Annotated in this window: 9 protein-coding genes; 6 read left to right on the top strand and 3 right to left on the bottom strand. The window is 63.9% G+C overall.

What is annotated here, in order from left to right; genetic code table 11:
• Both gspE and gspD read right to left on the bottom strand, forming a co-directional pair.
• A complete protein-coding gene (gspE, locus tag NCR38_RS13495; protein WP_061116621.1) occupies nucleotides 1-1485 on the bottom strand; it encodes a type II secretion system ATPase GspE in 1485 nt (494 codons plus the stop codon).
• A gap of 2 nt (nucleotides 1486-1487) precedes the next feature.
• Complete coding sequence (gspD, locus tag NCR38_RS13490; RefSeq protein ID WP_250477237.1) at nucleotides 1488-3893, bottom strand: type II secretion system secretin GspD; 2406 nt, start codon at nucleotides 3891-3893, stop codon at nucleotides 1488-1490.
• 603 nt (nucleotides 3894-4496) lie between these two features.
• Here gspD and NCR38_RS13485 point away from each other — a divergent pair.
• Together NCR38_RS13485 and NCR38_RS13480 are read left to right on the top strand one after the other, a co-directional pair.
• A complete protein-coding gene (locus NCR38_RS13485) occupies nucleotides 4497-4940 on the top strand; it encodes a lytic transglycosylase domain-containing protein (RefSeq protein WP_061116619.1) in 444 nt (147 codons plus the stop codon).
• A gap of 137 nt (nucleotides 4941-5077) precedes the next feature.
• The gene (locus NCR38_RS13480) at nucleotides 5078-6355 is read left to right on the top strand and encodes a GTP-binding protein (protein WP_061116618.1); all 1278 of its coding nucleotides are present in this window, start codon (nucleotides 5078-5080) and stop codon (nucleotides 6353-6355) included.
• A 122-nt stretch (nucleotides 6356-6477) separates the two neighbouring features.
• Here NCR38_RS13480 and NCR38_RS13475 read toward each other — a convergent pair whose 3' ends face one another.
• Complete coding sequence (locus tag NCR38_RS13475; RefSeq protein WP_008352404.1) at nucleotides 6478-6756, bottom strand: HU family DNA-binding protein; 279 nt, start codon at nucleotides 6754-6756, stop codon at nucleotides 6478-6480.
• A gap of 298 nt (nucleotides 6757-7054) precedes the next feature.
• Between NCR38_RS13475 and NCR38_RS13470 the strand changes: the two genes are divergently transcribed.
• The 4 genes from NCR38_RS13470 (at nucleotide 7055) to NCR38_RS13455 (ending at nucleotide 13076) form a co-directional block, all read left to right on the top strand.
• Entirely contained in the window at nucleotides 7055-8077 is a 1023-nt protein-coding gene (locus NCR38_RS13470; protein ID WP_250477236.1) for a VTT domain-containing protein, read from the top strand.
• A gap of 18 nt (nucleotides 8078-8095) precedes the next feature.
• Nucleotides 8096-9898, top strand: a complete 1803-nt coding sequence (gene mnmC, locus NCR38_RS13465) for a bifunctional tRNA (5-methylaminomethyl-2-thiouridine)(34)-methyltransferase MnmD/FAD-dependent 5-carboxymethylaminomethyl-2-thiouridine(34) oxidoreductase MnmC (protein ID WP_061116616.1) — start codon at nucleotides 8096-8098, stop codon at nucleotides 9896-9898.
• An 820-nt stretch (nucleotides 9899-10718) separates the two neighbouring features.
• Nucleotides 10719-11921 (top strand): cation:proton antiporter, encoded by a 1203-nt coding sequence (locus NCR38_RS13460; RefSeq protein WP_061116615.1) that lies wholly within the window; start codon nucleotides 10719-10721, stop codon nucleotides 11919-11921.
• Between the two features lie 42 nt (nucleotides 11922-11963).
• Nucleotides 11964-13076 carry a YbdK family carboxylate-amine ligase gene (locus tag NCR38_RS13455; protein WP_061116614.1) on the top strand — a complete coding sequence of 371 codons (1113 nt, stop codon included), beginning with the start codon at nucleotides 11964-11966 and terminating at the stop codon, nucleotides 13074-13076.
• Nucleotides 13077-13297 lie beyond the last annotated feature (221 nt).

Below are 13297 nucleotides of genomic sequence, written 5' to 3'. Positions count from 1 at the left end.
TTACTCTCCGCCCGTCACGCGCAGCACTTCTTCCAGCGACGTCACGCCGGCGGCGAGCCAGCGGTCGCCGTCCTCGCGCAGCGTGCGCATGCCTTGCTTGCGGCCTGCCTCGAGAATCTCCGCATCCGCCGCGTTGCGATGGATGAGCGGGCGGATCGCGTCGTCGATCAGAAGCAGTTCGTAGACACCGCGACGGCCGACATAACCCGACTGGCCGCATCGCTCGCAGCCGACCGGATGGTAGCGCTTCGTGCCGTCTTCCTCGACGCGCTCTTCCTTGCAGACCGGACAGAGCTGGCGCACGAGCCGCTGCGCGAGCACGCCGAGCAGCGACGACGCCAGCAGATACGGCTCCACGCCCATGTCGGTGAGACGCGTGACGGCAGAGGCAGCGTCGTTCGTGTGCAGCGTCGCGAGCACGAGGTGGCCGGTTAGCGAAGCCTGCACCGCGATCTGCGCGGTTTCGAGATCGCGGATTTCACCGATCATGATGATGTCCGGATCCTGGCGAAGGATCGAGCGCAGCGCGCGCGCGAAGGTCATGCCGATGCGCTCGTTCACCTGCGTCTGCCCGATGCCCGACAGGTCGTATTCGATCGGGTCTTCCACCGTCATGATGTTGGTGGTCGTGGTCTCCAGCCGCGACATCGACGCATAGAGCGTGGTTGTCTTGCCGGAACCGGTCGGGCCGGTGACGAGCACGATGCCGTGCGGCTTGCCGATCAGCTTGTCGAAGTGGACGAGCGTGTCGCGCGCCATGCCGAGCGTTTCGAGATTCAGGCGCTGCGCGTCCTTTTCCAGCAGACGCAGCACCGCGCGCTCGCCGTGGCCGGTCGGCAGCGTGGAAACCCGCACGTCGACGGGACGTCCGCCCACGCGCAACGTGATGCGGCCGTCCTGCGGCAATCGTTTTTCAGCGATATCGAGCTGCGCCATGATCTTGATGCGCGAGATCAGCGCGCCGTGCAGCGCTTTCTTCGGACGCACGACATCGCGCAGCGTGCCGTCGACGCGAAAGCGCACCACTGACGCGTTCTCGAACGGCTCGATGTGAATATCCGATGCCTGCTCGCGCGCCGCCTGCGTGAGCAGCGCGTTGATCATACGGATGATCGGCGCGTCGTCCTCGGATTCGAGCAGATCCTCGACTTCGGGAATGTCCTGCATCAAACGCGACAGATCGACTTCGCCTTCCACTTCGCCGACCACCTGCGCCGCGCTGCCGTCGTTGCGCGCGTATGCCGAATTGATCGCCGCGGCGAGCTCGTCGGCGGGCTTGCGCACGATCGACAGCGCGCCGAAATTGCGCGCGACTTCAGCGAGCGCCGCGTCGGTCGTCCGCTCGCTGATCCATACCTCGATGCTGTCCGCGTGCCGATGCGCGAGCAAGATCTGCCCGCTGCGCGCGAAGCCGTAGGGCACGAGGCGGGCCGCCGCCAGCGGCGACGCCGCGCTGCTCGCGCTCTCGACCGCATCGTTGACCATGCTCACGGCCGGGCTCCCTGTTGGCCGTTCGTCGCGGCGTTACCCGGCAGGGTGTTGGTCGCTGCGTTGCCCGGCATGGCGTTGGTCGCGCCGTTCGCGGGAAGCGGATAGCTGCCCTGCGGCGGCGGCGTCGATTGCGGCGCGGATTGCATCGGCTGCGGCGCCGGACCTGCTTCCGGGTTCTGCGGCAGCGTCGTGCTCGGGCCGGGGCCGCGTGTCGTGTTGCTCCAGTCCAGCAGATTTTGCGCCGGGACGCCGCCGCCTTCGCTCGGACCAATCGGTTTCGGCGGCATCACCGGCACATTCTGATCCTTGATGAGACGGTTGTCCGTCGTCGAGCCGTACTGCTGCTGACGCAGATACTCGTAGCGCGTGTTGGTGATCTGCGTCGAGGTTGCCTGATCGCGCACGATCACCGGGCGCAGGAACACCATGAGGTTGGTTTTCGTGCGCGTCTTGCTTTCGCTTCTGAACAGGCTGCCGATGAACGGAATGTCGCCGAGCAGCGGAATCTTGCTGTTGTTATTGTTGTACTGGTCCTGCATCAGGCCGCCGAGCACGACGATTTCACCGTCATCCGCGAGGATGGTCGACTGCACCGAGCGCGTATTGATCGTCACGCCGCCCGGATCGTTCTTCGTGGTCGCATCGACGCTCGAATCTTCCTGATAGATCTGCATCTTGAGCACGCCGCCATCGGTGATCTGCGGCTTCACATGCAGCGTCACGCCGACGTCGCGCCGGTCGAACGTGTTGAACGCGGTGACCGAGGTGGCCGCGTTCGCGGTCGGCGTCGCGTAGGAACCCGTCACGACCGGCACGTTCTGGCCGACGACGATCTTCGCTTCCTCGTTGTCGAGCGTAATCAGGTTCGGCGTCGAAAGGATGTTCGCATCCGCCGATGTCGACAGCGCCTGCAACAGCCCGCCGAGGCCGAAGAGGTTGCCGAAGCGGTGCAGCAAGCCGATGTTGAGGCCCTGCGCGAGCAGGCCGGTGGTCGACGTGATGGCCGACGGATTCTGTGCGATCGCGTTGCCCTGCAAGGTCAGATCGACGATGTTCGTGTTGCCCTGACCGAAGCTCGAACTGCCGTAGAGCGCGTTGTTGCCGCCGTTCGACAGCAGGAGGCCCTGCCACTGAATGCCGAGGTTCGCGCCGGTGGTCGCGGACAATTCGACGATCAACGCCTCGATGTAGACCTGCGCGCGGCGCGCGTCGAGCTGATCGATCACGGCGCGCAGGTTTCGATAGACCGGGTCCGCAGCGGTGATGATCAGCGAGTTCGTTGCGGCATCGGCCTGGATCATGCCGCCGCCCTGGTCGTTGCCGGACTCGTTGTCCTTGTTCGACGAGAAGCTCGAGTCGCGGTTGCCGGCGCCGCCCGACATCGGATTGTTGCTGCTGCCCGAGGTGCCGCCGAGACCGCCGGGCAAAGGCGGCGTGCCGGCCGTGCCGGTGGACATCGACGAACTGCCGAGACCGCCGCCGCTCTGACCGAACGAATTCGAGCTGGAGTTCGAGCCCGACGTGTTGTCCGAAGTATTGTTGCCCTTGCCCATCATGCCGCGCAGCGTCTTGGCGAGACGCGTCGCGTCGGCATTGCGCAGCGCCACGACGTGCATGTTGCCCGGTTGCGAAGTCGGAGAATCGAGCTTCTGCGCCAGTTGCTTCGCTGCGGCGAGACGCGAGCTGCTGGACGCGCGGAACATCAGCGAATTGGTGCGCGCATCGGGCGTGACGGTGACTTTGAGCGTGGCGTCGGTGCTGCCGATCGCGCCGGGATCGAGCAGCTTGTTCATCTGCTCGGCAACGTCGATGGCGTTCGCGTTCTTCAGCGTGACCACATCGACCGAGCGGCCGGCCGCCGTATCGACACCCGCGATGATGCCCGCGATGCGGCGCACGTTGTCGGCGTAGTCCGTGACGACGAGCGTGTTGTTCGCCGGATAGGCCGCGATGGTGTTGTTCGGCGAAATGAGCGGACGCAGCACCGGCAAAAGATTGTTCGCCGATTCGTTACGCAGTTGAAAGACCTGCGTGATCACCTGATCGCCGCGCGCGGCCGGCGCGTTGCCGACATACGTGGGCACGCCCTGCAGCTTCGCGTCGGCTTCGGGCACGACCTTCAGGACGCCGTGATCCTGCACGAGCGCGAAACCCTGCATGCGCAGCGACGACTGGAGCGTCTTGAGCGCCTGATCCTCGGGAACCGCATTCTCCGAGACCAGGTTGAGTTGCCCCTTCACCCGGGGATCGACGATGATCGTTTTGCCGGTAGCGGCGCCGATCGCCTTCGCGACCTGGTCGATGTCCGCATTGACGAAATTCAGCGTCACTTGCGCGTGCGCGGCTTGCGCGACGATAAGTCCCGCCGCCAGCAGTGCCGTCGCGATACGACGCAGTGCCATAGGTTGTCTTCTCATGAATGTGATGTCAGAGCCGGGTCTCGGGGGAGCCAGCCAAGGCAGCACCGCCCGTCAGCCGAGAGCGCTGCTAACCGCGATGTGGGACGCACAGGCCCGGAACATCGCGATCATTTTAAAAAAAATGACGATAACAGCTTAATGTAACGAAAATGTGCCAATTCGTTCCGGATCAGATGACGCCTGGCTGTCGACTTCGCTACGTTTTCCAGCGCCCTCAAGCTTTCAAAAAACTTGCCGATAGACCGTACCTGGACGCTTCCAGAGGTCGGCCGATGCACGCGGGAGCCGAATTGTACCCCGTCCAGAAGTCTTATTATTCATACATTTAGATCACACCTGATTGACGGTCCGATGTGTTCCCGCGCAAGCGGGCTTCCGGCGCTGCACCGGGCGTATGTCTGATAGCCAACTTATGGTCTGATTCGTCAGCCGGTATGATACGGTCGGTTCCGCATTCCGGGCGGTTGCGAAATGGGCGGGTTTTCCCCATGCAGTCCGGCCGCGGGCGTTGATTTGTTGGCGTTGGCGCCAAGGCGCCGCAACGGCGGCATGACGTTCCGCATCTGCGGATGGAGTAGAAGGAAGATGAAGAGAATATTGCGACTACTTGCGATATGCGGGCCGCTCACGGCGGCCGCCTCCGCACATGCGGACTGCTTCGACGAAGCCGCGAAGTATCAGAAGGTCAATCCGCTCATCCTGCGCGCGATCGCCTGGCAGGAATCGCACAACAAGCCTGACGCCATCAACAAGAACGCCAACGGCTCGACCGACTACGGGCTGATGCAGATCAATTCGATCCATCTCAACACGCTGGCGCAGTACGGCATTTCCAGCGGCACGCTGATGGAGCCGTGCAAGAGCGTGTATGTCGCCGCCTGGCATCTGCGCCAGAAAATGAACAAGTACGGCAATTCGTGGCAGGCGGTCGGTGCTTACCATTCCGAAACACCCGCGCTACGCGACAAGTACTCGGCGCAGATCATCGAGATCCTGCGTCGCTGGAAGCTGCTTCAGGCCACGCGCTGACCCAAGGCGCGCTACTCGCACACGCGCCGCGTCCGGCGCGCATTTGATGCAAAATCCCCTATTCGATCGCCCGCGCCGCCCGAACGGCAGCGCGGGCTCGCGCTCGCGCGCTCCCTTCCTCCGTCACGCTCACTGCGATGAACCAGACGCCATTGCCCATTACCGTGCTATCGGGATTCATCGGCGCGGGTAAGACCACGCTCGTCGATGCCTTGCTCGCCAACGCCGAAGGAATCCGCATCGGCGCCGTGACATGCGGCAAGGCCGCGTCCGGCGCGGAACGCGAAACCACCGACTTGCCCAACGGCTGCCTCGTGCTGACGCTCGGCGACCCATCGATGGAGACGCTCGAAAGCGCGATCACCTGGATCGCGGAACAGCAGCGCTTCGATGCGATCATCGTCGAATCGTCGGGCATCGCGAATCCGATCACGATCGCCGAGCATCTCGCATTCGGCGATGACGACGACGCGACGCTCGCGGGCCGCGCGCATCTCGATACGTTCGTGACCGTGATCGATGCCGCGACCTTCCTGCGCGACTATGCGTCTTCGGACTCGCTCGCCGAGCGCGGTCTCTCGCAAGAAAGCCACGGCGACGAAGACGACCAGACAGTCGTCGAGACCCTCATCGAGCAGATCGAGTTCTGCGATGTCATCGTCATCAACAAGATCGATCTCGCCGGCGCGGACGAAGTGGAAAGGATCGCGCGCATCCTGCACGGGCTCAATCCGCGCGCGCTTCAAGTGCGGGCGCAATCCGGCAACGTGTCTTCCGGCGACGTGCTGAACACCGGCCGCTTCGATTTCGATGCGACCGCGAGCGCGCCCGGGTGGCTTGCGATTCTCAACGGCGAGCACGCGGCGAGCGACGAGCCCGATGCCTCCGGCATCGGCCATTATGTGTATCGCGCACGCCGGCCGTTTCATCCCGAGCGCCTGTGGAACCTGCTGCATCAGGAATGGCCCGGTGTCCTGCGGGCGAAAGGCTTCTTCTGGCTCGCGACGCGAAGCGATGTCGGCGGCTCGCTGTCGCAAGCGGGCGGGACCGTGCGGCACGGTCCGGCGGGGTTGTGGTGGGCCGCGCAAGATCGCAGCGAATGGCCGATCGACGACCCCGAGCTCGAAGCGGAGATCGTTGCGGAATGGTATGGCGACCCGGACGACAACAGCATCGGCGATCGCCGGCAGGAACTGGTGCTGATCGGCGAGAACCTCGACCGCACCGCATGGCAGGCCAGGTTCGATGCATGCCTTCTGACCGACGACGAATGGGCGCTCGGCCTCGATGGCTGGCATCGCTTCGCCGATCCGTTTCCCGCTTGGGACGTCGAAGAGCACGACCACGATCACGATCATGATAACGACCACCACGATCATGGTCCCGATTGCAATTGCGAGGATCATCGGCATTGAAGCGTGAACGGCTCGATGCAACGTCGAGCCCGCCAACGAGATGCGCAGCCGAAAAAAAAACCCGCCGAAGGCGGGTTATGTATAACTGGCTACTTCGAGTAGCCGCACAATCGGCAAGAAGCTTACCGCTTGTTCACTGCGTCCTTGAATGCCTTGCCAGCCGTAAACTTGACCGTCTTCGCGGCCGGAATCTTGATGGACTCGCCAGTCTTCGGGTTGCGGCCGGTGCGCGCTGCGCGCTTTCCCGAGCCGAAGCTGCCGAAGCCGATCAACTGAACTGCGTCACCTTTCGATACAGCCTTCTTGATCACTTCGAGCAACGTGTCCAGCGTTTCGCCGGTTTGAGCCTTGCTGGCGCCGGTCTGAGCGGCTACGGCGTCGATCAATTCCTGTTTGTTCATTAAGGTTCCTTTATCAGTTTAGGTTGACACGAACAGCGCGAACGCGCCGATTATACGTGCGCAAGCCGTGCAGTCGAGTAGCGACGGCCTTCTGGCGCGGCCGACCGGGGAATCGGCGGTGTTACGCGCCATCTCAACGGCATTGCTTCACTTCGTCGCCTTCACGCCGCCTCTATACGCGGCGCTTGGTATGATAGCGCAGCGCAAACCCAATCAGGATAAGGGTTTCAAAGATTTACCCTTATATTTTTGAGGCTCGCGGCGGTTTTTTTTGGCGCAGAACAACTGGGTCCGATCCATGCTACGCGAGCTGATCATCGAATACGGCCTGCCGTTGGTTTTTGCCAACGTTCTGCTCGAATGCCTCGGCTTGCCGCTCCCAGCCTTGCCCACACTGATTCTGACGGGTGCGATCACGGTCTCCGCGAGCTTCGCAACGGGCGTGCCTTCGGGCTTTCCGTCGGCTGCATGGGGGCCGCTCTTGGCGATCGTCGTCACGGCCAGCATGGCCGCGCTCATCGGCGACACGCTCTGGTTCCGGCTCGGGCGTCGCTACGGCAGCCGCGTGCTTGCCTTCATGTGCAAGATCTCGATCTCGCGCGATACCTGCGTGAACCGCAGCCTCGACTTCTTCGGGCGCTTCGGCGTGCGCATTCTCGCCCTGTCCAAATTCATCCCCGGCCTGTCGACGCTCGCGATACCCGTCGCGGGCGCGACCGGCATCGGCTTCGGCAGCTTTCTCTTGTATGACGCGCTCGGCGCATTGTTGTGGTCCGGCATCGGCGTCGCGTTCGGCGCGATGTTCGCCGATCTCGTCGATCGCATGCTCGCCTGGCTCGACCTGTTCGGGCGCGGCGTGGTCGTGCTTGCGATCATCGCGCTCGCGCTCTATCTCGCCATGCGCTGGTGGCAGCGCGTGTCGCTGTTGCGGAGGCTGCGCATGGCGCGCATCGATATCGCGATGCTGCGCGCGCTGCTCGATGGCGAACCGCCGCCGCTCGTCATCGACGTGCGCCGCCGCGAACGCCGCGCGATGGATCCGTTCGCCATTCCCGGCGCGCTGCTCCTGCACGACGACGCCGCATCGCAGCTCGCCGGTATCGCCCGCGACCGCAAGCTCGTGACGTACTGCGACTGCCCGAGCGAAGTGTCCGCCGCGCTTGCCGCCAAGGAACTCGCCGCGCACGGCTTCACCGATGTCGCGCCGCTGCTCGGCGGCCTCGCGGCATGGCGCGCGGCGGGCTACGCGCTCGAGCCGCTGACGATCGAAGACGCCCCGAACGGCGCCGCGCGGACCTTGGCCAAGTCGTCTTCCGCTTGACGTGTCTTCCCCTGTCGCATGACCGAATCTCTGTTTTTCGCGCCGCACGATCTTCCCGCGCGCTGGCGGCGCACGCGCGTCTTCACCTTCGTCGATATGACATTCAGCGCCTTCCTCCCGCTCTGGCAGCGCTGGCGCGACGACGAAGAGCGTTGCGACCGGTTGCACGTCGTGGCGATTGCGACGCTAAAGGCGCTGGACGATCCACCATCGACCGATGACGCATCGCCGCTCGCGGCCGAGCTTGCACGCGCGTGGCCGATGCGCGTGGCAGGCATGCATCGGCTGGAGTTCGACGAAGGACGCGTGGTGCTCACGCTCGCCATTGGCGACGACGCGCAGGCGATGCTGTCGAAACTCTGGCTACGCGCCGATGCCTTCCATCTCGAAGCGACCGACGATCCACGCGCCCTATGCAAATCGCTCGCGCGCTTTGCCGGCGACGGCGCGACAGTCTGCGCGAACGCATCCGGGCCGCTTCATTTGCCGATGCGCCGCGCGCTGGAATCGTCGGGCTTCGAGTGCTCGTCGGCGGCGGCGGACGCACGGCTCGTCGCACGCTTCGCGCCGCGCTGGCGCGTGCGCCGCCACGAACCGCCGCTTCCTTGCGCTGCGAGCGCGCGCGAGGCCGTCGTCATCGGCGCGGGACTCGCGGGCTGTGCCGTGAGCGCGCGGCTCGCCGGGCGCGGCTGGCACGTCACGCTGATCGATCGTCACGCGTTGCCCGCGCGCGATGCATCGGGCAATCCGGCGGGCGTGTTTCATCCTATCGTCTGGCGCGACGACAGTGTCGCCGCCCGCCTCACGCGCGCGGGCTTTCTCTACGCATTGCGCCGATGGCAGGCGCTCGAAGACGCACATCACGACTTGCTGCGCAGCCCCGCGGGTTTGCTACAGATCGCCGACACGCCCGAAGACGCCACTGCGCTCGCCGCCGCCATCGCGCGCTTCGCGTATCCATCTGAATACGTGCAGCCGACGACGCGCGCCGATGCATCGCGCATCGCGGGCGTCGATGTCGCGCGCGGCGGCTGGTTCTTTCCGCGCGGCGGTGCGATCTCGCCTGCGGCCGTTTGCACAGCGCAACTCGCCGACGCCGCTGCCCGGATCACGCTGCGCATGGAAACCGACGTAACGCGCATTGCGCACGATGGCCGCATCTGGAGCGCGTTCGATACGAGCGGCGGCGAGATCGCGAGCGCGCCGGTGATGGTGCTCGCCAACGCTCACGATGCCGCGCGGCTCGCCGGTCTGTATGGCGCGCCGACACGCAGCGTGCGCGGCCAGCTCACCGTGCTCGATTCATCCGCGCTCGATGCCCTGCGTGCGCCGGTTATCGGCGAAGGCTACGCGGTGCCGCTCGGCGCGGACGGCGCGCTCATCGGCGCGACCTATGACATCGACGATCCCGACCGGGATATTCGCGAAGCCGGGCATCTGGAGAACATCGAGCGCGTCGCGGGGATGTTGCCGGATCTAGCGCTCGCGCCGAAGCAAATCCGCGCGGGGCGCGTCGCGTTCCGCTGCGTGACGAGCGACCGCATGCCGATGATCGGCCAGCTTGCCGACGAAAGCGCCGCGCGCCGCGATGCGCCTCAACTCTCGGGCGCGTGGCCGCTCGATCTGCCGCGCATGCCCGGTCTTTACGGCGCATTCGCATTCGGCTCGCGCGGGCTCGTCTGGGCGACGCTCGCGGCCGAGCTGATCGCGTCGCAGATTGAAGGAGAACCGTGGCTCATCGAGCGCGAACTCGCGGACGCCGTCGACCCAGCCCGCTTTTTGCTCAGAGCGCTCCGTCATGGAGAAATCGGCTCGACATAGTTGTCCCCGGCACGTTGTGGATAACCCGTCTAATTGCAGGTGGAAGTCGTGTGAACGCGATGTGCACGTAAACGGGACAACCTGGACTTCCGGTTTACGCGCGCCAAAGTTGTTCCGGGTTGGCCGCGCCGCGCCAACGTGTTTACGGCCCGCTTCTGCTTTATCCAAATGATTGAATGTAAAGACGAAAGATGGGTTATCCACAGAAGACGCAGCCTCTTGTTAACTACTACTACGTTTATATACAGTAAACCTGTAAACACCTGAAGACGAAGCCATCGGTCAGGCATAAACCAGAAATCCGAACGTCCCGATAACGGCGAGCGGTCAGCCTTTCCATCCTGCTTCGAGCCCGGCAGTCGCTTTTACTTCATAAGAATCAGGAGCTTGGACTTTCTGTCAGGGCAACGGAGGTATGGCACAATCGCGCTTCTTCCTGCGTCGCGCCGTTCGGACGGCGACCGCTTCATTGGAACGATGGTTGCGAGCCAAGAATCTGATCAACGAAGCCGCGCCGTCGTTTGCTGTGTTCGGCCCGGCATTCGAGCGGGCGCCGCATGCGTTACCCATGTCACACGGATCCGAGTTCTCCGGTGCGACATCGAGGGCATGCAGGGCGCATCGCAGCTAGCCGAACGCGTCGTCTAATCCGTGCACGTCCTGACGTGACGCCGTGTTCGTTCGCATTTCGTTTCGCCTGAATGAACCAACGCTCGCATAGCGGGCCCGATGCGCCTCGCCCGCGAGCGCGCGCCGTCGATGCGAGTCACGCAACGGAACGTGCACGCTCTGCTGCAGCAACGAAGGAGAAGCCAATACGATGAATTCGGCATTTTCATTTTTGCCCGTCTGGCCGCTCGAACCCGACGCCATTTTCTGGGCCGGTCTCGCGCTCATTACGGCGGGGCTCGCCGGCGAGCTGTTATGGCGCGCGTGGCGCTTGCCGCGCATCACCGGGTTCGCGGTGATCGGGCTGATCGCCGGTAACGCGGGTCTCGGTGTGATCGACGCAAGCGCGGCCGGCCTGTCGCGGCCGCTGCTCGATGTCGCGCTCGGGCTGCTGCTCTTCGAATTGGGTGGGCGGCTCGATCTGCGCTGGATCCGTCGCAATCCGTATCTGATCTTGTCGAGCATCGCCGAATCGACGCTGACGTTCGGCCTCGTGCTGATCGCGCTGACATTGCTCAACGTGCCGACGATGCCCTCGGTCGTGATCGCGGCCATTGCGATGGCGACGTCGCCCGCGATGGTCATCCAGTTGAAGACCGAACTGCGCGCGGAAGGCCAGGTCACGCAACGTCTGCTGACGCTGACCGCGCTCAACAGCATGTATGCGGTGATCGTCGAGAAGCTCGCGGCGGGCGTGCTGCATCAGGAAATCTACGGCAACGCGCTCGCGACGATCCTGCAGCCGCTCTATCTGCTGATCGGCTCGCTCGTGCTCGCGTTCCTGCTCGCGCGCGCCTGCAATCTGCTGGTGCGGCGCCTGCCCGCGAACGACGAGCATTCGTTCGTCGCGCTCTTCGGGCTCGTGCTGCTGGCGATCGCGGTCGCGCATATCTTCAAGCTGTCGACGATTCTCGCGCTGCTCGCCGCGGGCATCATCGTGAAAAACGCCGACGAACGTCCGCAACTCTGGCCGTCGCACTTCGGCTCCGCCGGATGGCTCCTGACCGTGATTCTTTTTGCGCTGACGCTCACGCCGTTTCACTGGCGCGATATCGCGCTCGGCGGCGTCGCGGCGCTCGGGCTGATCGTTGCGCGTTTCGTCGGCAAGCTCGTCGGCGTGCTGATTTTCGCGAAGCCGAGCGGGCTCGACTGGAAGCAGGGCGCGGCGCTGGGCGTCGCGCTGACGCCGATGTCGGCGCTGGCGTACGTGCTCGTCGACGACATGTACGTTCTCTATCCGGACTACGACCCGACGCTGCGCGCGATCATCATGTGCTCGATCGTCGTGCTGCAGATAGTCTCGCCCTTCGTGGTCTACCGCAGCCTGTCGGCAGTCGGCGAGCGGCGCGAGTGATCGCGCCCGCTTGACTCATGCATTGATTATTCAAGAGGCGCCATGGCACTCGAACCTTTCATCAACTCCGAACCGTTCACGTTCGGCGTCGAGCTGGAGATCCAGGTCGTCAACACGCACGACTACGATCTGACCCGCGCCGCGTCGGACCTCATGCGTCTCATCAAGGACGAAAAAATTCCGGGCAACATCACGCCTGAAATCACCGAAAGCATGATCGAGCTTTCGACCGGTATCTGCACGACGCACGAGCAGGCTGTCACGGACCTTCGCAAGATCCGCGATACGCTCGTCGCCGCGGCGGATCAGCTCAACGTCGGGCTCGCGGGCGGCGGCACGCACGCGTTCCAGCAATGGAGCGATCGTCAGATCTACGACGCGCCGCGCTTCCAGTACATCTCCGAACTGTACGGATACCTCGCCAAGCAGTTCACGGTGTTCGGCCAGCACGTCCACATCGGTTGTCCCGATCCGAACAGCGCGCTCTTCCTGCTGCACTCGATGTCTCGCTACATCCCGCATTTCATCGCGCTTTCAGCGTCGTCGCCATACATCCAGGGTGTCGACACGGGGTTCCACTCGGCGCGTCTGAACTCGGTGTTCGCGTTTCCGCTGTCGGGGCGCGCGCCCTTCGTGCTGACCTGGGACGGCTTCGAGGAATACTTCTCGAAGATGGTCAATACGGGCGTCGTCAACAGCATGAAGGACTTCTACTGGGACATCCGGCCGAAGCCCGGCTTCGGAACGATCGAAGTGCGCGTGATGGACACGCCGCTTTCCGTCGACAGGGCGGCCGCGATCGCCTGCTACATCCAGACGCTGTCGCGCTATCTGCTGCTCGACAAACCGCTGACGCCGCGCGAGGACGACTATCTGGTCTACACGTTCAACCGCTTCGAGGCGTGCCGCTTCGGACTGGAAGGCACGTGCATCCATCCGCAGACGGGCGAGCGGCGCACCATCGGCGAGGACATTCTCGCGACGCTCGACGTGCTCGCTCCGCATGCCGAAGCGCTCGGCTCACAGGCCGCGCTCGCGGAGGTGGCCGATATCGCGCGCGGCGTCAACGACGCGACCTGGCTACGCGGCGTGGTGGACAAGGAAAAATCGCTGCACGAGGCGGTCAGGCAGCAATGCCTGCAGTGGCGCCGATAACGCTGCGCTTACGCCGACGCGAATCGGCGAATCATGACGAAAGGCCGCTTCGAGAAGCTTACGAAGCGGCCTTTATCTTTGGGCCGTATGAAACATGTGCATGACGAGCAATGTGCATAAAGCGCTCGCGGCAACGTTGGAAGAAAAACCGATTCAGCGACGCTAAGGTTTACTTCAAGAAGTCCGTATACATCCGTAATAGTAGTTAACAAGTCTTCCCC

The sequence above is a fragment of the Caballeronia sp. INML1 genome (assembly GCF_023631085.1).
Lineage (GTDB): Bacteria > Pseudomonadota > Gammaproteobacteria > Burkholderiales > Burkholderiaceae > Caballeronia > Caballeronia turbans.
This window is presented reverse-complemented; position numbering and strand designations above follow the sequence as displayed.